The organism is Stenotrophomonas sp. SMYL41 (genome assembly GCF_036319965.1).
Classification (GTDB): domain Bacteria; phylum Pseudomonadota; class Gammaproteobacteria; order Xanthomonadales; family Xanthomonadaceae; genus Stenotrophomonas; species Stenotrophomonas maltophilia_R.
Map to the genome: position 1 here is coordinate 226,175 of NZ_JAWIRX010000004.1, position 18,723 is coordinate 244,897.

An 18,723-nucleotide genomic window follows, 5' to 3' on the forward strand; every position below is an offset into this window, starting at 1 on the left:
CTTTACACGACGGCTTCCGATGAATCCGAACTACCTCGACTTCGAGCAACCCATCGCCGACCTGGAAGCCAAGATCCAGGAACTGCGCAACGCCAGTGCCGGGCCGGCGGTCAATGTCGAGGCGGAAGTGCACGCGCTGCAGGACAAGCTGCGCATGCGCACCGCGCAGATCTTCCGCAACCTGACCTCGTGGCAGGTGCTGCAGCTGGCCCGTCACCCGTCGCGCCCGTACACCGCCGACTACATCCGTATCATCTGCGATGAGTTCCAGGAGCTGGCCGGTGACCGTGCCTTCGCTGACGACAAGGCCATCATGGGCGGCCTGGCCCGCATCAATGGCCGCGCGGTGATGGTGATCGGCCACCAGAAGGGCCGTGACACCAAGGAAAAGATCAAGCGCAATTTCGGCATGCCCAAGCCGGAGGGCTACCGCAAGGCGCTGCGCCTGATGAAGATGGCCGAACGCTTCGGCCTGCCGGTGCTGACCCTGATCGACACCGCCGGCGCCTGGCCGGGCATCGATGCCGAATCGCGCGGCCAGTCCGAAGCGATCGCGCGCAACCTGATCGAGATGGCCGAACTGAAGGTGCCGATCATCTGCACCGTGATCGGTGAAGGCGGCTCCGGTGGCGCGCTGGCGCTGGGCGTGGGCGACCGCACCGTGATGCTGGAGTACGCGGTGTACTCGACCATCACCCCGGAAGGCTGCGCCTCGATCCTGTGGAAGGACGCCGGCAAGGCCAAGGATGCCGCCGAGCAGCTGGGCCTGACCGCGCCACGCCTGAAGAGCCTGGGCCTGGTCGACAAGGTCGTGCGCGAGCCCACCGGTGGCGCCCACCGCAACCCCACGCAGATGGCCAAGCGCCTGAAGGCGGTGCTGCTGAACGAACTGGACGCGCTGGAAAAGCTGTCCACCGAACAGCTGCTGGAACAGCGGTACATCCGCCTGCGCAGCTACGGCACGTACGAAGCGGCCTGATCGCTACCTGACGTCGGACAAAAAAGAGCCGGGCAGATGCCCGGCTTTTTTTGTCTGCGCCTCGCACAGCATCTACGCATGGCATGAATCTACTGGGTGCAGCTGCGGCCGTTGACGTTCGGGTCCGCCATGAGTGAGCCGAGCATCGCAGGGGAATCAGGGGCGAAGAGGCGCCGGTGTCTGAGCGCAGCGAGTTCGGCGCCGTCCCCTGATTCACCGAGAAGCGCAGGGAACCGGTGCTCAGCACCGGCTCGCGTTCGGCGGCGTGTTCTTTGGTTACTTTCTTGCACGAGCAAGAAAGTGACATGTTCGAGCGCGCGGGATCTCAGAACGGCTTGGCCAACACCAGCCACACGATCGGGATGAACGCCAGCAGCGGGATCTCGTTGATCCAGCGCAGCGCGCGCGACGACGGCAGCGCCCTGCCCTTGGCCACGCCCTTCAGCAGGCGGCCGATCCAGATGAAGTAGGCCAGAAGCACCACCACCAGGCCCAGCTTGGCGTGCAACCACCCGGCACCGCCCGCGGCGACCATGGTCGGGAAATCCGGGATGACCTTGTAGCCCAGCCACAGCACCAGCCCGAGCAGGAATGCCAGGCCGAACATCGAGTGGCCGAAGCGGTACAGGCGCAGGCCCATCAGCTGCAGGCGCTCGGTCACCGCCGGCTGGCCTGCGGTCTCGGCCAGGTTCACCAGGATGCGCGGCAGGTAGAACACCGTGGCCATCCACGCCACCACGAACACGATGTGGAAGGTCTTGACCCAGTAGTAGCTCTGCATGCGCTTGCTCCGGCGGCTGGCGTAGGTTGGCGGCCATTCTCGCACGCCATGGCAAGGTGGCCGCAGGCACGCGCGCCGCGACACATCGACGCATGGCGCGCCGCAACACCTTACGATAGGCGCCGTTTTCCCCGACCGCGCACCGCCCCATGGACAAGACCTACGACGCCGCCTACTTCCAACGTTGGTACCGCCGTGCCGACATCGGCGGCAGCGCCCGCCTGGCGCGCAAGGTCGCGTTGGCCGTGGCCAGTGCCGAGTACTACCTGGAGCGGCCGATCCGCAGCGTGCTGGATATCGGCTGCGGTGAAGGCGCTTGGCGCGCACCGCTGCTGAAGCTGCGTCCGAAGGTCGAATACCTGGGCTTCGACAGCAGCGAGTACGCTGTGCGCCGCTACGGCAGGACCCGCAACCTGCACCTGGCCCGCTTTGGCGATTTCGCCTGGCTGCGGCCCTGTGCCCCGGTCGACCTGCTGGTGTGTTCGGACGTAATGCACTACGTGCCCGATCGCGAGCTGCGTGCCGGACTGGCCGGCGTGGCGGAGCTGACCGGCGGCATGGCCTTCCTGGAGACCTTCGCCGCCGAGGATGCGTTCGAGGGCGACCACGAGGGTTTCCAGGCCCGCCCGGCCCGCTGGTACCGGCGTGAATTGACCCGACAGGGCCTGCAGTCGGTCGGTTCGCACCTGTGGCTGGGCCCGTCCCTGGCCGGCGAGGCCGCAGCGCTGGAACGGATGTGAATCCGGATTCATTATTTTCAGCCGACTTAACCTGCGGGACGCCTGGATGGGATATGCTGCGCGGCAACATATGACCATACATATTCGGTCGTCATGCTCTATCAACTGCACGAACTGACCCGCAACCTGCTCGCCCCCTGGGTGCACCAGGCCCAGGCCAACGCCAAGTTCTTCGCCAACCCGGGCCACTGGTGGTCGCAGATGCCGGGTGCCGATCGCCTGGCCGCGGTCAACGAGCTGTTCCATCGCATCGGCAAGGATTACGAGAAGCCCGAGTGGGGCATCAACGAAATCGACGTCGATGGCGAACGCGTGCCGATCGTCGTGCACGAGGAAGTGAGCAAGCCGTTCTGCAAACTGCTGCGCTTCAAGCGCCACAGCAATGAAGCCGACCAGCTGCACACCATGCTCAACCAGCCGTTCGTGCTGGTGGTGGCACCGCTGTCCGGCCACCACGCCACGCTGCTGCGCGATACCGTGCGCACCCTGCTGCGCGACCACCGCGTGTACGTCACCGACTGGGTCGACGCGCGCATGGTGCCGTCCAGCGAAGGCGAATTCGGCCTGGACGATTACATCGCCTACATCCAGGAGTTCATCCGCCACCTTGGTGTGGAGCGCCTGCATGTGGTGAGCGTGTGCCAGCCGACCGTGCCGGTACTGGCTGCGGTTTCGCTGATGGCCAGCCGTGGCGAACCGACGCCGCGCACGCTGGTGATGATGGGTGGCCCGATCGATGCACGCTGCAGCCCGACCGCAGTGAACAACCTGGCTACGCAGAACCCGCTGTCGTGGTTCGAGAACAACGTCATCCACACCGTGCCGGCCAGCTATCCCGGCGTCGGCCGCCGCGTGTACCCAGGCTTCCTGCAGCACGCCGGGTTCCTGTCGATGAACCCGAGCCGCCACTTCAGCTCGCACTGGGATTTCTACACCGACCTGGTCAAGGGCGACCTGGAAGACGCCGACGCGCACCGTCGCTTCTACGACGAGTACAACGCGGTGCTGGACATGCCGGCCAAGTACTACCTCGATACCATCCGCGTGGTGTTCCAGGACTTCCTGCTGCCGCGTGGCGAGTGGGTGGTCAACGGCGAGAAGGTCGATCCGTCGGCGATCCGCGATACCGCGCTGCTGAGCATCGAAGGCGAGCTGGACGACATCGCCGGCCTCGGCCAGACCGAAGCCGCGCAGGCGCTGTGCACCGGTATCGCGGCTGACCAGCGCGAGCATTTCATCGTCGAAGGCGCCGGCCACTACGGCATCTTCAGCGGCCGTCGCTGGCGCGAAGTGGTGTATCCCAAGGTGCGCGATTTCTTCGCCGCGCATGCCGAAGCACCGGCGGCGAAGGCCACGAAGAAGAAGAGCAACGTCACCCCGTTGCGGCGAAAGGCGGGGTAATGCCCCGTCCGACCCGGGGTCGGATCCCTTTCCAACGGAAAGGGCTCTGACCCCAGCACGATCGGATCCGGGGTCAGAGCCCTGTTCTGCGAACAGGGATCCGACCCCTGACCGCTTACAACCGCACCAGCAGGTTCTTGGCGATCAGCCCGTGCAGTTTGCCGATGCCGCGTGCCAGGTGCATCGTCAGCAGCAGCAGCAACGCGCCCACGGCGGCAACCACGATCGCCACCAGCGGCGAGGCCGCCATCGGCAGCACGTTCACGCCGTCGACGTACACGCCCGGAATGTCACCACTGAAGATCGCTGCGACCGGCGCCCAGATCAGGCTCAGCGACAGCGACAGCAACGTCACCGCGATGGTGAAGTAGATGATGCCCAACGGCAGCATCAGCACGAAATACAGCAGGGTCAGCCAGGTGCGGCCATCGGTGAACATGTCGCCGATGCGCTGCAGCCACGTGCGGCTGCGGTCGGTGTAGCGCGGGCGGCGCGGCATGCGCTCGCCCAGCAGCGCTTCCACCAGCCGCCCTTCCAGCAGCGCCAGCCCGCGCACCGAGCCGAAGAACAGCACGGTCAGCGGAATGCCGATGATCAGGATCAACAGGCCCAGCGACAAAGACAGGCCGGTCACCACCCAGGTGAAGAAGAAGATGCCGGTGGCCAGCGACAGCAGCATGTAGAACAGCGCACCGTAGGTGTGCGGGTCGGTCACCACGCCAAAGAAGCGCGCCAGCAGGGAGCGCTGCACCGGCGCCGGCGGCGGCGCGGCCGGCTCCACGCCACTGGCTTCCGCCGCAGCACGCAGCACCGGCGTGGTATCCGCACGTGGCGCGCGCAGCGCGCGATTCACCGTCACTTCGGTCTCGCGGTAGATCTCGGCCACTTCGTCCGGCGCACCGTAGCTGCCGGCAACGTCGGCGATCACCTCGGCCTCGCTGCGGCCGGGCTGCGCCGCCAGCTCCGAGCGCAGGTATTCCTCGGCGTCGTACAGCGCGTCCTGCACCATCGCCGGGTCGGCACCTTCCAGCGCCGCACGCAGCTGCGCCAGGTACTGCGGGATGGTGCTGGGCAGGCCTGCGCCTGCCGGGTTCGGGACGTTCATTGCGGTACCCCCTCCAACACGGAATCGACGGAATCGCGGGTGGCCTGCCAGGCCTGGCGCCACTGCGCCAGCACGTCGCGGCCACGTTCGTTGATGCGGTAGTAGCGTCGCGGCGGCCCGCTGCTGGACGGCTCTACGTGGCTTTCCAGCAAGCCGGCGCCCTCCAGGTTGCGCAGCACCGGGTACAGCGCGCTCTGCTTGCCGCTCAGCACGCCCTCGCCCACCCGTTCCAGCTCCTTGGCGATCAGGTACCCGTACAGCGGCTCGCCGGCCCGGGCCAGCACTGCCAGCAGGGCCAGCGACACCGTTCCGGCGCTGAGCTCCTTCTGGAACTTCTTCAGCTGGACATCGTCCTCGGACATGACCGGCCCTCCACTACGTTGAAGTCCACAGTAGTGCGAAGTTCGGTATAGCGAATGTGTCGTTAGTCATCGTGCCAGTTGGCGTCGCTGGGCGGCTCGCGCAGAATCGAAGCCTCGTTCATGTTCCGGGGGTTCCCATGCCGCACCGTCGTCGCCTTGCCCTGACTGCCCTCGCCCTGTCCTGCCTGCTTCCCGCCATGGCCAGTGCGGCCACGCCCTACCGCAGCCCGCAGCAGATCCTCGATGCGTCGGCGGCCAGCGACTGGCGCACGCCGGACCCGGCCAACCTGCTGTACATGGACCTGCCGGCCGGGCGGGTGATCATCGAGCTGGCGCCGCAGTTCGCCCCGCGCCATGTCGCCAACATCCAGACCTTCGCCCACGAGCACTTCTGGGACGGCACCAGCATCTACCGTTCGCAGGACAACTTCGTGGTGCAGTTTGGCGATGCCGACGCCGATGATGCGGCCAAGGCCAAGCCGTTCGGCAGTGCCGCGCGCAAGCTGCCGGCCGAGTTCGAGCGCGCCAGCGCTGGCCTGAAGGTCAGCGTGCTGCCGGATCGCGATGGCTGGGCGGCGCAGACCGGTTTCGTCGACGGCTTCCCGGTCGGCCAGGACCCGCAGGCCGGCAAGGCCTGGCTGGCGCATTGCTACGGCATGCTGGGCGCGGGCCGCAGCAACGAGGAAGACAGCAGCATCGGCGCCGAACTGTACGTGGTGACGGGGCAGTCACCGCGCCAGCTGGACCGCAACATCACCCTGGTCGGCCGTGTGCTGAAGGGCATGGAACTGCTCAGCACAACCCCGCGCGGCCCGGCGCCGATGGGCTTCTATACCGACCCGAAGCTGCGCACGCCGATCGTCTCGATCCGCCGTGCCAGCGACATTCCGGCGGCCGAACGCACGCCGATCCAGGCGCTGCGCACCGATTCAAAGACCTTTGCCGATACGGTGGAGGCGCGGCGCAATCGCGTGGATGATTTCTACAAGCGCCCGGCGGGGCACATCGATCTTTGCAATGTTCCGGTGCCGGTGAAGTAACGCCGTTGCGGGTTCTGCGCGTGGCGCGTGCTGAAGGTGCTTCATCGTTCATGGGCGTCACTTTTCTTTTCGCGCGAAAAGAAAAGTAACCAAAAGAAACGCGCCGCCAGGTCGCGAGCCGCCGTGCTTCGCACGCCGGTCCCCTGCGCTTCTCGGTGAATCAGGGGACGGCGCCGAACTCGCTGCGCTCAAACATCGGCGCCTCTTCGCCCCTGATTCCCCTGCGATGCTCGGCTCGCTCAAGGCGGACTGGAAGGTCAAGATCAACCGCAAAAGCATCCACGCATGACGTGGATCTACTGGGTGCAGCTGTGGCCTTTGATCTGGGTCCGCCTTGAGCGAGCCGAGCACCGCAGGTCCGGCGAGGGCGAAGAGGCGCGGGTGTCTGAGCGCAGCGAGTTCCCGCGCCGTCCCTCGACGGGCCGAGGAGCGCAGGGCACCGATGCGCAACGCGCATCGGCTCGTGACCGGCGGAACGTTTCTTTTGGTTACTTTTCTTTGCGTACAAAGAAAAGTAACGCCCATGAACGATGAAGCACCTTCAGCACGCGCCACGCGCAAAACGCCAACGCATCAGCCCTTCTGACTCACCGCCACACTACCCAGAATCAACGCACCGGCAATCAGCATCTGCAGCGTCACCGGCTCACCCAGGAACAACCACGCAAACGCCGCACCGAACAGCGGAATCAGGTAGGTCACCGTCGACGCGCGCGACGGTCCGATACGCCCGATCAGGCGATAGAACATCAGGAACGCCAGCCCGGTGCAGGCCACGCCCAAGGCAATCGCCGCGCCCCAGGCCTTGGCCGGAATCGCCGCCTGCGGCCAATGGCTGACCGCCATCGGCAGCATCCACAGCGAGGCACACGACAGCGTTGCCGCAGCCGCCGCCGCCGACGGCAGGCCGGTCATGTGCCGCTTCACCAGGTTGACGCCCAGGCCGTACAGCAGCGAGGCCGCCGCACCGGCCAGCACCGCGGTGCCGATGCTCAGGCCCGACACCTTGGCCGTGGCCAGCACGACCACGCCGGCAAAGCCGACCAGCAACGCGCCAGCGCGGCGCATGCCGATCTTCTCGCCAAAGAACAGGAATGCGATCAGCGCAGCGAACAACACGGTCATCGCATTGCAGATCGCGCCGATCGCAGCAGGGGCCCGCTCCGCCGCATAAGCGAACAGCACGAACGGCAGCGCCGAGTTGATCAGGCCGATCGGTGCCAGCCACAGCCAGCGCCGCGGTGGGAACTGCGCGCGAGCGCGCCACAGGAATGGCAGCAGCACCAGCGCGCCCAGCACCAGCCGTACCTCGACCAGCGCGAACGGGCCGAACGACGGCACCGCCACCCGCATGAACAGGAACGAGCAGCCCCAGATGGCGCCCAGCAGGGTCAACTCCAGCGGTGTGCGCCAGTCGCGCTCGGCCGCCTGTGGGACCGCATTCATGTCCTGCCTCCGTCCATCGTCTGATCCTCGCAAGGCAGACAGGATCAGGTGCAGACGCCTGCCGCACAAGCGCGTAGTATCGCTGCCAGCCACAAATATGGTTTGAGGCTGGACATGCAGCTACGCCCTTCCCTGCTCCCCGCGCTGGCCGTGTTCGCTGTCGCCGCGCGCCACCAGAACTTCGCCCAGGCCGCACAGGAACTGCACCTGACCGCCAGCGCGGTCAGCCATCACGTGCGCCGCCTGGAGGAGGTGTTGGAGACCCGGCTGTTCCTGCGCCATGCCCGCGGCGTGCGCCTGACCGCCGAGGGGCGGCAGCTGGCCGATGCGGCCAGTGCAGCCTTCACCGATGTCGCGGCGGTCGCCCACCATCTGCACCCGGATGCGGACAGCGTGCCGTTGCGGATCACCACGCTGCGCTCGCTGTCGTACTGCTGGCTGCTGCCGCGGTTGCCACGCTTCACCCAGGCCCATCCGCACATCCGCATCGAGCTGCACACCGGCAGCGGCCTGGACCGCTACGACGATAACGGGCCGGAGGTCGGCATCCGCTACGGCCTGGGCCAATGGCCGGGCCTGCGTGCGCAGCACCTGATGGATGACTACCTGTTTCCGGTCGCCTCACCGGCACTGGCCGGGGTGGAAACGCTGGTCGACCCGGCGCGCATCGCCGACCTCCCGCTGCTGACCGATCTGTCGCCGCAGGGCTGGCGCGACTGGTTCCGTCATGCCGGCGTGCGCCCGCCGTCGCCGCTGCCGCCGATGCACACCTTCGCCGACAGTACCGATGCGATGCGCGCGGCGGTGTACGGCATGGGCGCGGTGCTGGCACGCACCCACATCGCCCAGCCCTACCTGCAGCGCTACGAGGTGGTACGCCTGCCCGGCCCGGCGCTGAAAGCGCGCTATGCGTATCACGTGGTGCATGCCGAAGGGCAACCGCCGAGCCACGCCGCGCGCCTGTTCATCGACTGGTTGCTGGAGCAGACGCAGGTCGAACGCACGCCGATTCCCGCATTGCCGGACAGCCTGCTCGGGCGCCCGGCCACGCACGGCTGACTGCGCCCTCACCCGTTCTTTGCTTCACGCTGGCTAGGCTGCTGGCGAACCCACAACGTACCTATGCCATGGCCATGCTGCGACTGCGCATCACCGGAACCGAAGACGACGCCCGTGCGATCAGCGATCTGCTGCTCGGCCTGGATGGCATCGAACATGTCGAGGAAACCGACGACCTGATGCCACACATGGACGACGACGATTCCAGTTCGGCCGGGCTGTCCGATGACATCGGCCCGGGCATCCACGAACTGGAAGTGGAAGTCGGCAATGAAAGCACCGCGCAGAAGGTGCGCGATGCGGTGCAGGAGCTGGCGCTGGAGCTGGATGTGTTCGTCGAGTACGAGACTGACGAGGGCTGATGCCGGCGGGCTGCCGGCATCAACCATTGCCTCAGAGGGTGGGCGGCAGCTTGCGGCGGCGGCGACGCCACCACGCCCGCGCACCCCATGCCACGATCAGGGCCAGCACCGCCACCGGCAGCAGCGCGGCCGCAGCGCGGATCAGGAACGCAATGCTGGTGCTGAGGATGCTGCCCGATTCGCTCAGCGCCTCACCGATCTCGCTGCGGCTGCGCTGGCCGGACGTGGTATCGAAGTGGATCGTCACCAGCTGGGTATCGATGCGCCGGCGCTGCTGGGCGGCATCCTTGTTGGCCTGCTCGACGCCCGCTTCGATCTCCGACAGGCGCGTGGTGATCGCCATCAGGTCCTCGATCTTCAGGTCCTTGCGGTCCTGGTAGGACAGCAGCCGCGCATGTTCCTTCTCCAGCCGCGCCTTGGTCAGTGCCGTATCGGCCACGGCTTGCGCGAGATCTTCGGCACGCGTGTTGCGCGACTGCAGTTTTCCACCTTCACCGGCCATCGCGATCAGCGGCTCGGTGCCCTTCGGCGCGATGCGTACCCTGACCTCGCCGCTGGGCTGCTCGCCACTGCGCTGGTCGACCTGCAGCACCGCGCAGTCACCGAACTTCGCGCTCTGGCAGGCCTGTGCCACCTGCTGGATGCGCGGTGCGATCTGCGCCGCCTCCAGCTGTACCTGCACGTCATGTTCATAGGCCAGGAAGGCACCTTCCGGTGATGCGACGGCAGCCTCGGCGGCAGTGGCGCCTGCATCGGCCGCCGCATCGCCGTGCTTGGCACAGGCCGCCAGCGCCAGCAGCAGTACCGGCATCGTCACCACACGCGTCCACGCACGCACCGGCCTCACAGTGCGGCTCCGTCATAGGACATCACCGCCAACGTGCCCAGATCCACCTGCGGCACGCAGCGCACGTTCACCGCCACCATCGGCGTACCTGTGCGCGGGTCCACCCCTTCGCTGTACGGCGCAACGCCGCACTCACGGCAATGGTGATGATCGATGTGGGCCTTGTTGAAATGATAGGTGGCCACGTCCGCCGGATCGGTCGTCAGCTGGAACGCCTCACGCGGCGCGAACCACAGCAGGCTGCCGCGGCGGCGGCACATCGAGCAGTTGCAGTCGATGACGTCGCTGATCGGCGCCCCGGCCTGTACGGTGAATGCGATCCTGCCGCAATGGCAGCTTCCCTGGTATTCCATGTCCTGCGCTCCGCTGGAGAGTCCTTGTCTGCCACCATGGTAATCCTATGGCACGGGGACAAAGCAGCCCCGGGGCCCTATGCTCGGGGTTTGACCCTGTACAGGAACGCCGATGCGCCCGCATCTTCTTGCCCTCGCCCTGGTCGCCGCCCTGGCCGGTTGCCAGCCGGCCGACGCCCCGACCAACGGTTCCACCCCGGCCGCCAGCCAGCAGGCCGGTGAGGCGGCGGTCGATGCCGCCTTCGCCGACCTGTCCAAGCGCGCCCTGGACACCTGGATGCAGCTGTCCCCGGTCAGCGCCACCCAGATCGGTGACCACCGCTACGACAGCGAGCTGGACGACCTGAGCGCCGCCGGCCAGCAGAAGACCGTGGCCGCCTACAAGGCACTGCTGGGCGAGCTGGACAAGATCGACGTGGCCAAGCTCGGCCGCGAAAACCAGGTGGACGCGGCGATCCTGCGCAACCAGCTGCAGTCGGAAATCTGGAACGCCGAAGTGCTGCAGTCCGGCAAGTGGGACCCGCAGCTGTACAACGGCATCGCCGGTAGCGCGATCTACGGCCTGATGGCGCGCGAGTTCGCGCCGCTGCCGGAGCGCCTGAAGTCGGCCACCGCACGCATGGAAAAGCTGCCGGCGATCTTCGCCCAGGCCCGCGAGAACCTGGATCCGGCCCGCGTGCCGAAGATCCATGCCGAGACGGTGGCCAAGCAGAACAAGGGCATCCTCAGCATCGTCGATACCTTCATCACCCCGCACATCGGTGAACTGCCGCAGGCCGACCAGCAGCGCCTGCAGGCCGCCATCGACGGCCTGAAGAAGGCGGTGGACGAACAGCAGGCCTGGCTGGACAAGACCCTGGTGCCGAATGCCAAGGGTGATTTCCGCATCGGTGCGGAAAAATACGACCAGAAACTGAAGTTCGCACTGAGCTCCTCGCTGTCGCGCCAGGAGATCGGTGAGCGTGCCCGCGCCGAACTCAAGCGCGTGCGCGAAGACATGTACGGCATCGCGCAGACCGTGCTGAAGGACAAGCCGGGTGCGCCGGAAATGCCGGCCCAGCCGACCGACGAGCAGCAGCAGAAGGCGATCGAGGCCGCGCTGGAACTGGCCTACGCCGACAAGCCGGCACGCGACAAGGTGGTCGATGATGCCAAGGCCGCGCTGGAGCAGTCCACCGCATTCGTGCGCGAGCATGATCTGATGACGCTGCCCGACGCGCCGGTGGACATCATCCTGATGCCGGAATTCCAGCGTGGCGTGGCCGTGGCCTACTGCGATTCGCCGGGCCCGCTGGACAAGAACCTGAAGACCTTCTATGCCGTGTCGCCGATTCCGGACAACTGGAGCGAGAAGCAGGTCGACTCGTTCCTGCGTGAATACAACTCGCGCATGATCCACCTGCTGAGCATCCACGAGGGCACCCCGGGCCACTACCTGGAAGGCTGGCACTCGGCCAAGTTCCCCTCCACCCTGCGTGCGGTGCTGCGTTCGGGCCTGTTCGCCGAAGGCTGGGCGGTCTACACCGAGCGCATGATGCAGGAGCAGGGTTACCTCAACAACGACCCGCTGTTCCACCTGGTGCAGCTGAAGTTCTACCTGCGCACGATCTCCAACGCGATCCTCGACCAGGGCGTGCACGTGGACAACTGGGATCGCGAGAAGGCGATGCACCTGATGACCCACGACGCGTTCCAGCAGGAAAGCGAAGCCGCCGGCAAGTGGGTGCGCGCGCAGCTGACCTCGGCGCAGCTGCCGACCTACTTCGTCGGCGCGCAGGAACACTTCGACACCCGCAAGGCGGTGCAGGACAAGCTGGGCGACAAATTCAACCTGAAGGCGTACCACGACCAGGTGCTGTCCTACGGCGCCCCGCCGGTGCGTTTCGCACGCCAGCTGATGCTGGACCAGCCGATCGAGTGATTGAGCCGGTGTGAGTTGAAAACAGAATGGCCCGGGGAAACCCGGGCCATTTTTTCTCCGGCGCTGCCCAAGTCAGAGCATGTGGATATACATTTTGCTCGAACCCTGCCGTGGATCCAAAAAGTACTCTGCACCACAGCCGCGGCAGACCGCTGGATGCTCTTCATCATTGCCTCTCTGGTTCTCCAGTGCGACCGCCACTATCGGGTGCTCGCAATCGAAGCAGTTGAAGGCCACGTTGTTGCCATGCGGATCAGCCTGAATCCGGTCACCATCACCGTTCATTACGAGAAAATCCGTGATTCTCACAAGCCGCACCTCGCGCTGGATTGATGGCATGAGGGTAGCTGAATCAGGAGCATGGATTGCGCCAGTGAGGGCATGCATTTCAATGCGGCGTGACGCCTGCCGCTCGCTGACTCCTGCCTGCCCGTCCCGAATACCCGCCGCTCGGCCTACTCCGCCTCACACATGGACAACATCTGCGGGCGCATTGTTCGCATCATCTCCCTGTTCCCGCAGACTCCAATGCGCCACCTGGTGTTAGTTCTTGGCTTGCTCTCCTCTGCAATGGCCGCCGCTACGGCCTTCGCCGCCTGCCCGTCGCCGCCGGCCGGGCAACCCGACATCCGGGCCGTGGGCTACTACACCGACAAGGCCGGTTCGGTGATCGACCCGGTACTGCACCAGCAGAACAAGGACGCCACCGCGCCTCTTGACCGCTATGCCGCCGACGTGGCGCGCATGAGCGACGACTACCTGCGCGACGGTGACCCGGCAGCGGCACAGTGCACCCTGAGCTGGCTGGGTGCGTGGGCCGACGATGGCGCCATGCTCGGGCAGATGGTCCGGGTCAACAACAACCAGTCGTTCTACATGCGGCAGTGGATGCTCGATGCGGTAGCGATGGCCTACCTGAAGGTGCATGACCAGGCTGATACCCGGCAGCGCGAGCGCATCGACCTCTGGTTGCAGAAGCTGGCACGGGCCAATCTGGCGTATTGGGACAATCCGAAACGGCGCCGCAACAACCACTACTACTGGGGCGGCCTGGGCGTGCTGGCCACCGGCCTGGCCACGAGTGACGAGACCTTGTGGCAGGCCGGCCACGCCGCCTTCCAGAAGGGCATCGATGACATTCAGGACGATGGCAGCCTGCCGCTGGAAATGGCGCGCGGGCAACGTGCCCTGCACTACCACGATTACGCATTGGCGCCGCTGGTGATGATGGCTGAGCTGGCGCGGCTGCGCGGCCAGGACTGGTACGCCAGCAGGGATCACGCTATCGACCGCCTTGCCCGCCGCGTCATCGAAGGCAGCAAGGACCCTGCATGGTTCAACGAACACACCGGCGTTGCACAGCTGCCCCTGCAGGCCAGCGGCTGGGTCGAGTTCTACCGGTTGCGATCACCGGATGGCGGCCTGTTCGATGTCGCGCATGCGCGCGGCCCGTTCCACTCGCCACGGCTGGGCGGCGATCTTACGCTGATGGCCACGCATGGCATCGTGCGCGCGCCGCTGCGTTAGCGGCGTACCTCAGCGGGCTGCCGGATGCAGCAGACGTTGGAACTCGGCGACGGTGCAGCCCTGTGCCGCGCACCCCGGCACACGAAGCGCGACGCGGCCCGCCGGCTGCGCGTTGGTCAGAGGCAGCACATCGCGCAGCTGCGCGGTGGTCGGGTAGACGTAGGCCAGGCGGATCCTTTCCTCACCGCTGTGGCGATCACGCCAGCGCTCGAACTGCAGCAGGCCGCCGATCGGCGTCTTCTCGTACTGGCCCGGCAGGCTGTAGTCGCTGATTCCCAACGCCGCCAGCACCGAACCGATGTTGGAATCGTGGCCGACCAGCAGGCTCACCTTCGGTGACGCCGGATCTTCGAACAGCGCGTTTATTCTTGCCAGAAGCGGCGCGGCCACGTCCCGCGCCACCTCGGGCGTTCCGAACAGGATGTCCTGGTAGCGGTTGCGGATCTGCGCCAACGCCTGCCATTGGCCTTCCGTGTTCAAGCGGCCCCACCCTTCGCGCGAAGTACTGCTTCCCTGGTAGTGCTCCATCAACAAGGCATCGACCAGTCCACTGGCCAGGGCCAGCGAACCGGACGCGCGTGGCTCCTTGCCCGGTTCCGCACTGAAGGTCGTGTCGGCCAGCATTAGATGGCAGTCGCTGCGCCCCATGCATGCCGCCGACTGCGGATAGCGGGTGATCGCCTCCACCACCGCCAACGCCGGTGCCAGATCCGATGCGGCCCGTGCCTGTTGCATCGCCGACACCGCACGTGCGCGGAAGGCCGCGTCATCGCGGTGGATCACCGGATTGAACAGCGGGTCCATCGTGCCCAGCGGCATGCGCTGCTCGATTGCAACATGGCAGCCCGGGAAGGCACCGGCAACGAAGAACTGCGCGGTGGCCTGGGTGCGCTGCAGGCTGTTGGCGTGGGCGTGGAAGTCACCCGGCTGCGGGCAATCCGACGGCGGCAGCAGCTGCGCCTGCCGCAGCCACTGGCCGATGTAGCGGCCCATGTAGACCTCCAGCACGCCGCCCTTGGCGGTCAGCTCGCCTGAGGCGACGTCCCAGCCTGGCCAGCGCTCTGGCGTGGCATTGGCCAGCGCACCCGATGCCACCACCGGCGCGCGCAGGTTGTGGCGGCTGAGCAGGACCACCTGTTCGAGCTGGTCGCCTTGCATGGGTGCCGGCGCCGCAGTTGCGGCCGTGGTCGCCAGGCTGAGCGCCAACAGCAGCGCAATCACTGATCGGCAGCCACAAAACCACCGGTCTGCCGCGCCCACAACCGCGCGTACAGGCCACCGGCCGCAATCAGCTCGGCGTGGGTGCCGGTCTCGACGATGCGGCCCTGGTCCATCACCACCAACCGGTCCATGCGCGCGATGGTCGACAACCGGTGCGCGATCGCGATCACCGTCTTGCCGCCCATCAGCTCGTCCAGGCTGTCCTGGATCGCCGCTTCCACTTCCGAATCCAGCGCCGAGGTCGCCTCGTCCAGCACCAGGATCGGTGCGTCCTTCAGCAGTACGCGGGCAATGGCGATGCGCTGGCGCTGGCCGCCGGACAGCTTCACGCCGCGCTCGCCGACATGCGCGTCGTAGCCACGACGCCCCTGCCCGTCCACCAGCGTATCGATGAAGGCTTCGGCACGCGCCTTGGCTACGGCTGCGCGCAACTGCTCATCGGTCGCGTCGGGACGGCCGTACAGCAGGTTGTCGCGGATCGAGCGATGCAGCAGCGAAGTGTCCTGGGTGACCACGCCGATCTGCTGGCGCAGGCTTTCCTGGGTGACGTACGCAATGTCCTGGTCGTCGATCAGGATGCGGCCGCTTTCCAGGTCGTACAGGCGCAGCAGCACGTTGACCAGGGTCGACTTGCCGGCACCGGAAGGACCCACCAGGCCGATCTTCTCGCCGGGCTTCACCACCAGGTCGAGGCCGGCGATCACGCCGCCCTTCTTGCCATAGTGGAAGTGGATGTCCTGGAAATGCACGCCACCACGGGTCACCTGCAATGGCACTGCATCCTCGCGGTCCTGCACGGTCAGCGGCTGGGCGATGGTGGTGATGCCGTCCTGCACCGTACCGATGTCCTCGAAGATGCCGTTGATGGTCCACATGATCCAGCCGGACATGTTGTGGATGCGGATCACCAGGCCGGTGGCCAGGGTGATCGCGCCGACGGTGATGTGGCCACCATTCCACAGCCACAGCGCCAGCCCGCAGGTACCGGCGATCAGGAAGCCGTTGACGATGGCGATGGTCAGGTCCATGCCGGTGGTGACCCGGGTCTGCGCGCGGTGCTTGACCGCCAGTTCCTGGATCGATTCGGCAACGTAGGCCTGCTCGCGTCCGCCATGGGCGAACAGCTTCAGCGTGGGAATGTTGGTGTAGCCATCGACAATGCGGCCCATCGCCTTGGAACGTGCCTCGGAAGCGATCCAGGCCCGTTCCTTCGCGCGCGGCACGAAGTAGACCATGATCACCGCATAGGCCAGCAGCCACAGGATCAGCGGCACCATCAGCCGCCAGTCGGCCTGCGCGAACAGGTACAGCGCGGTGCCGGTATAGACCACGATGTACCAGAGCGAATCGACCATCTGTACGGCCGATTCGCGCAGCGATGTACCGGTCTGCATCACCCGGTTGGCGACGCTGCCGGCAAAGTCGTTCTGGAAGAAGCTCAGGCTCTGCCGCACCACGTAGTTGTGCATCAGCCAGCGCGAGCGGTTGCTCAGTCCGGGCACGATGGCCTGGTTGACCAGCAGGTTGTGCAGGCCGACCAGGATCGGCCGCGCGATGACCGTGATGAACAGCATCCAGCCCAGGTCATTGGCGTGGCGCTTGAAGAAATCGGCCCCCGGCTGCTCGGCGACCATGTCGACGATGCGGCCCAGGTAATCGAACATCGCCACTTCCACCAGCGCCAGCAGCAGGCCAGCGATCAGGGTCGCCAGCAGCACCGGCCACACCGGGCGCAGGTAGTGCAGGTAGAACGGCAGCACCTTGCGCGGTGGCATGCGTCCATCCACGGGCGGGAACACCGGGATCAGGGATTCAAACCAACGGAACATCGCACTCCCTCGCCTCTTGCAAGCGGCGAAGTATCCCACGCCGGATGTGTACGCCAGCCGATGATCGCCGCGGCTCCGGTCGTGCCGGCCGCCGGCCGGCACTACCCTCACTCCTTGACCGGGGTGAACAGCAGGTCCTGGAAATCGAAGCTGAAATCGGTCAGGTCGGAGATCGGCTGCATGCGCACCTCGCGCACCTTGCCGTCCGGGTCCAGGCTGAAGTTCACGAACGCATCGGCGTTGAGCGAGCGGTCATCCCAGCGCACGATGAAGGTATCGTGCTGCCAGTGCTCCAGGCGGCCGCTCAGCTGCGCAGTCTTCATGAAGCGCAGGCGCAGGCCCCTGCCCTCGGCACTGACCTGCATGTCGCCATACCAGCGGTCGCGGAACGTGCCGGTGTAGCCGGCCAGTGCCAGCGATGGCTTGCTGCCCTTGTCGCGCGCGCTCTGGTGCTTGGCCCAGGCTTCGTCGGCCTTGCCCTGGCCCTTGGCCACGGCCTTGGCATAGGCGTCCACCCAGTCGTGCTTCTCGCCACCCAGATAGGCATCCAGCACGCTCAGGGTGATCGCGTTGAACGCCGCGCCCACTTCCTGGTTGGTCAGCACCACCACGCCCAGCTTCTCGCCCGGCACCAGGGTCAGCCGCGAAACCATGCCCGGCCAGCCACCGGTATGCCAGACCAGTTTCTGCCCACGGTAGTCGCTCAGGCTCCAGCCTTCGCCGTAGCCGGCAAAGTTGGCCCGCGCCGGTGCCAGCTCCGGCACGCTCGGCGCCGGGATCGACTGCGGGGTGATCATCCGCCACATCTGCTGCTGGCTCTTTTCACTGAACAGCACAGTGCCGTCGGCCAGCTTGCCTTCGGCCAGCTGCACCTGCATCCAGCGCGCCATGTCGTGCGCACTGGAGTAGATGCCACCGGCGCCGGCATTGTTCGACCAGGTCAACGGCGCGACGGTGCGCAGGTCCTTGAAATCGTACTTGGCGTGGCCGACCGCTGCCTTGTCACCGGGCTTGAGGTGGTCGGCGTTGTAGCGCGTACCGGCCATGCCCACCTTGTCGAAGATGCGGGTCTGCAGGAACTGCTGGTAGCTCATGCCGGAGACATGCTCGATCACCTGCTGGGCGACCGCGTACAGGATGTTGTCGTAGGCGTAGCTCTCGCGGAAACCGCCCTTCAGCGGCACCTTGCCCAGCCGCTGCACCACTTCGGCGTTGCTGTAGGAGGTGGTCGGCCAGAACAGCAGGTCACCGGCGCCCAGGCTCAGCCCGCTGCGATGCGACAACAGGTCACGAATGGTCATCTGCCCGGTCACGAACGGATCGGACATGCGGAACGACGGCAGGTGATCGATCACCTTGTCGTCCATCTTCAGCTTGCCGTCCTCGGCCAGCAGGTTCAGCGAGGTAGCCGTGAACGCCTTGGTGTTGGAGGCGATCGCGAACAGCGTATCGGCCTGCACCGTCTCCGGCTTGCCCTGCTCGCGCACGCCCCAGCCACGCTCCAGCACCACCTGGCCGTCCTTGACCACGGCCACGGCGATGCCGGGCACGTCGAACTGCGCGCGCACGCGCTCGACGGTCGCATCCAGGTCCTGCAGCGGCGGCGGGGTCGCCGCGCTCGCCATGGTCGTGCACGCCAACAGCACGGCACCTCCGATCCAGGGTTTCATCCAGCACGATCTCCGAACAGGGGTAGCGGCCGTGTGCAGGCCGTCACCGGGGTTTCGCGGGATGGTAACGGTCCGCGGCG

19 protein-coding genes are annotated in these 18,723 nt (G+C 66.3%); 10 read left to right on the forward strand and 9 right to left on the reverse strand.

From position 1 onward, the window contains the following. Nucleotides 1–19 precede the first annotated feature (19 nt). Nucleotides 20–979, forward strand: a complete 960-nt coding sequence (locus tag V3B30_RS06890; RefSeq protein WP_262084508.1) for an acetyl-CoA carboxylase carboxyltransferase subunit alpha — start codon at nucleotides 20–22, stop codon at nucleotides 977–979. A gap of 325 nt (nucleotides 980–1,304) precedes the next feature. On the opposite strand, the gene V3B30_RS06895 is transcribed toward V3B30_RS06890, so the two are convergent. After that, complete coding sequence (locus tag V3B30_RS06895; RefSeq protein WP_012510503.1) at nucleotides 1,305–1,760, reverse strand: CopD family protein; 456 nt, start codon at nucleotides 1,758–1,760, stop codon at nucleotides 1,305–1,307. Nucleotides 1,761–1,909: 149 nt separating this feature from the next. Here V3B30_RS06895 and V3B30_RS06900 point away from each other — a divergent pair, with 149 nt between their 5' ends. Together V3B30_RS06900 and phaZ are read left to right on the forward strand one after the other, a co-directional pair. Continuing rightward, the gene (locus tag V3B30_RS06900; protein ID WP_100471744.1) at nucleotides 1,910–2,500 is read left to right on the forward strand and encodes a class I SAM-dependent methyltransferase; all 591 of its coding nucleotides are present in this window, start codon (nucleotides 1,910–1,912) and stop codon (nucleotides 2,498–2,500) included. A 93-nt stretch (nucleotides 2,501–2,593) separates the two neighbouring features. Next, the gene (gene phaZ / locus V3B30_RS06905) at nucleotides 2,594–3,901 is read left to right on the forward strand and encodes a polyhydroxyalkanoate depolymerase (RefSeq protein WP_262084509.1); all 1,308 of its coding nucleotides are present in this window, start codon (nucleotides 2,594–2,596) and stop codon (nucleotides 3,899–3,901) included. Between the two features lie 115 nt (nucleotides 3,902–4,016). Here the strand turns inward: phaZ and V3B30_RS06910 are convergent, their stop codons facing one another. Further along, nucleotides 4,017–5,006 (reverse strand): sensor domain-containing protein, encoded by a 990-nt coding sequence (locus V3B30_RS06910; RefSeq protein ID WP_262084510.1) that lies wholly within the window; start codon nucleotides 5,004–5,006, stop codon nucleotides 4,017–4,019. Continuing rightward, nucleotides 5,003–5,368, reverse strand: a complete 366-nt coding sequence (locus V3B30_RS06915; protein WP_014036489.1) for a PadR family transcriptional regulator — start codon at nucleotides 5,366–5,368, stop codon at nucleotides 5,003–5,005. The genes V3B30_RS06910 and V3B30_RS06915 overlap by 4 nt, the downstream gene beginning before the upstream one ends. 137 nt (nucleotides 5,369–5,505) lie before the next feature. Between V3B30_RS06915 and V3B30_RS06920 the strand changes: the two genes are divergently transcribed. After that, nucleotides 5,506–6,408, forward strand: a complete 903-nt coding sequence (locus tag V3B30_RS06920) for a peptidylprolyl isomerase (RefSeq protein ID WP_262084511.1) — start codon at nucleotides 5,506–5,508, stop codon at nucleotides 6,406–6,408. Between the two features lie 285 nt (nucleotides 6,409–6,693). After that, a complete protein-coding gene (locus tag V3B30_RS06925; protein WP_262084512.1) occupies nucleotides 6,694–6,942 on the forward strand; it encodes a hypothetical protein in 249 nt (82 codons plus the stop codon). A 39-nt stretch (nucleotides 6,943–6,981) separates the two neighbouring features. Here V3B30_RS06925 and V3B30_RS06930 read toward each other — a convergent pair whose 3' ends face one another. Beyond that, on the reverse strand, nucleotides 6,982–7,854 hold the full coding sequence (locus V3B30_RS06930; RefSeq protein ID WP_049446277.1) for a DMT family transporter: 873 nt from the start codon (nucleotides 7,852–7,854) through the stop codon (nucleotides 6,982–6,984). A 114-nt stretch (nucleotides 7,855–7,968) separates the two neighbouring features. Here V3B30_RS06930 and V3B30_RS06935 point away from each other — a divergent pair, with 114 nt between their 5' ends. Next, nucleotides 7,969–8,913, forward strand: a complete 945-nt coding sequence (locus tag V3B30_RS06935; protein WP_329809642.1) for a LysR substrate-binding domain-containing protein — start codon at nucleotides 7,969–7,971, stop codon at nucleotides 8,911–8,913. A gap of 68 nt (nucleotides 8,914–8,981) precedes the next feature. Continuing rightward, a complete protein-coding gene (locus tag V3B30_RS06940) occupies nucleotides 8,982–9,275 on the forward strand; it encodes a hypothetical protein (RefSeq protein WP_005415831.1) in 294 nt (97 codons plus the stop codon). Between the two features lie 31 nt (nucleotides 9,276–9,306). On the opposite strand, the gene V3B30_RS06945 is transcribed toward V3B30_RS06940, so the two are convergent. Further along, nucleotides 9,307–10,086, reverse strand: a complete 780-nt coding sequence (locus V3B30_RS06945) for a DUF4349 domain-containing protein (protein ID WP_262084678.1) — start codon at nucleotides 10,084–10,086, stop codon at nucleotides 9,307–9,309. Between the two features lie 32 nt (nucleotides 10,087–10,118). Further along, nucleotides 10,119–10,475, reverse strand: coding sequence for a GFA family protein (locus V3B30_RS06950; protein WP_262084514.1), 357 nt, complete (start codon nucleotides 10,473–10,475; stop codon nucleotides 10,119–10,121). 112 nt (nucleotides 10,476–10,587) lie between these two features. On the opposite strand from V3B30_RS06950, the gene V3B30_RS06955 reads away from it, so the two are divergent. The 3 genes from V3B30_RS06955 (at nucleotide 10,588) to V3B30_RS06965 (ending at nucleotide 13,923) form a co-directional block, all read left to right on the forward strand. Continuing rightward, nucleotides 10,588–12,396 (forward strand): DUF885 domain-containing protein, encoded by a 1,809-nt coding sequence (locus tag V3B30_RS06955; protein WP_100471737.1) that lies wholly within the window; start codon nucleotides 10,588–10,590, stop codon nucleotides 12,394–12,396. A 15-nt stretch (nucleotides 12,397–12,411) separates the two neighbouring features. Then, nucleotides 12,412–12,729: a hypothetical protein gene (locus V3B30_RS06960; RefSeq protein WP_262084515.1), complete on the forward strand. Its 318-nt coding sequence runs from the start codon at nucleotides 12,412–12,414 to the stop codon at nucleotides 12,727–12,729. A gap of 195 nt (nucleotides 12,730–12,924) precedes the next feature. Beyond that, the gene (locus V3B30_RS06965) at nucleotides 12,925–13,923 is read left to right on the forward strand and encodes a polysaccharide lyase (protein WP_100475171.1); all 999 of its coding nucleotides are present in this window, start codon (nucleotides 12,925–12,927) and stop codon (nucleotides 13,921–13,923) included. 9 nt (nucleotides 13,924–13,932) lie between these two features. Here V3B30_RS06965 and agp read toward each other — a convergent pair whose 3' ends face one another. The 3 genes from agp to V3B30_RS06980 all read right to left on the reverse strand — a co-directional run bounded on the left by agp (nucleotide 13,933) and on the right by V3B30_RS06980 (nucleotide 18,643). Further along, on the reverse strand, nucleotides 13,933–15,144 hold the full coding sequence (gene agp / locus V3B30_RS06970) for a bifunctional glucose-1-phosphatase/inositol phosphatase (protein ID WP_262084516.1): 1,212 nt from the start codon (nucleotides 15,142–15,144) through the stop codon (nucleotides 13,933–13,935). Further along, the gene (gene smrA, locus V3B30_RS06975; RefSeq protein WP_060380982.1) at nucleotides 15,141–16,973 is read right to left on the reverse strand and encodes a multidrug efflux ABC transporter SmrA; all 1,833 of its coding nucleotides are present in this window, start codon (nucleotides 16,971–16,973) and stop codon (nucleotides 15,141–15,143) included. Before smrA ends, agp begins: the two co-directional genes overlap by 4 nt. A 107-nt stretch (nucleotides 16,974–17,080) precedes the next feature. Further along, on the reverse strand, nucleotides 17,081–18,643 hold the full coding sequence (locus V3B30_RS06980; RefSeq protein WP_262084517.1) for a serine hydrolase: 1,563 nt from the start codon (nucleotides 18,641–18,643) through the stop codon (nucleotides 17,081–17,083). Between the last annotated feature and the right edge of the window lie 80 nt (nucleotides 18,644–18,723).

What these genes read in the sequence shown, in the direction of transcription:
- V3B30_RS06910 (WP_262084510.1), bottom strand. Translation starts at nt 5,006, where the DNA reads ATGAACGTCCCGAACCCGGCAGGCGCAGGCCTGCCCAGCACCATCCCG.
- V3B30_RS06945 (WP_262084678.1), bottom strand. Translation starts at nt 10,086, where the DNA reads ATGCCGGTACTGCTGCTGGCGCTGGCGGCCTGTGCCAAGCACGGCGAT.
- V3B30_RS06940 (WP_005415831.1), top strand. Translation starts at nt 8,982, where the DNA reads ATGGCCATGCTGCGACTGCGCATCACCGGAACCGAAGACGACGCCCGT.
- V3B30_RS06955 (WP_100471737.1), top strand. Translation starts at nt 10,588, where the DNA reads ATGCGCCCGCATCTTCTTGCCCTCGCCCTGGTCGCCGCCCTGGCCGGT.
- V3B30_RS06925 (WP_262084512.1), top strand. Translation starts at nt 6,694, where the DNA reads ATGACGTGGATCTACTGGGTGCAGCTGTGGCCTTTGATCTGGGTCCGC.
- V3B30_RS06930 (WP_049446277.1), bottom strand. Translation starts at nt 7,854, where the DNA reads ATGAATGCGGTCCCACAGGCGGCCGAGCGCGACTGGCGCACACCGCTG.
- V3B30_RS06935 (WP_329809642.1), top strand. Translation starts at nt 7,969, where the DNA reads ATGCAGCTACGCCCTTCCCTGCTCCCCGCGCTGGCCGTGTTCGCTGTC.
- V3B30_RS06895 (WP_012510503.1), bottom strand. Translation starts at nt 1,760, where the DNA reads ATGCAGAGCTACTACTGGGTCAAGACCTTCCACATCGTGTTCGTGGTG.
- V3B30_RS06980 (WP_262084517.1), bottom strand. Translation starts at nt 18,643, where the DNA reads ATGAAACCCTGGATCGGAGGTGCCGTGCTGTTGGCGTGCACGACCATG.
- V3B30_RS06890 (WP_262084508.1), top strand. Translation starts at nt 20, where the DNA reads ATGAATCCGAACTACCTCGACTTCGAGCAACCCATCGCCGACCTGGAA.
- V3B30_RS06950 (WP_262084514.1), bottom strand. Translation starts at nt 10,475, where the DNA reads ATGGAATACCAGGGAAGCTGCCATTGCGGCAGGATCGCATTCACCGTA.
- V3B30_RS06915 (WP_014036489.1), bottom strand. Translation starts at nt 5,368, where the DNA reads ATGTCCGAGGACGATGTCCAGCTGAAGAAGTTCCAGAAGGAGCTCAGC.
- phaZ (WP_262084509.1), top strand. Translation starts at nt 2,594, where the DNA reads ATGCTCTATCAACTGCACGAACTGACCCGCAACCTGCTCGCCCCCTGG.
- V3B30_RS06920 (WP_262084511.1), top strand. Translation starts at nt 5,506, where the DNA reads ATGCCGCACCGTCGTCGCCTTGCCCTGACTGCCCTCGCCCTGTCCTGC.
- V3B30_RS06965 (WP_100475171.1), top strand. Translation starts at nt 12,925, where the DNA reads ATGCGCCACCTGGTGTTAGTTCTTGGCTTGCTCTCCTCTGCAATGGCC.
- V3B30_RS06900 (WP_100471744.1), top strand. Translation starts at nt 1,910, where the DNA reads ATGGACAAGACCTACGACGCCGCCTACTTCCAACGTTGGTACCGCCGT.
- smrA (WP_060380982.1), bottom strand. Translation starts at nt 16,973, where the DNA reads ATGTTCCGTTGGTTTGAATCCCTGATCCCGGTGTTCCCGCCCGTGGAT.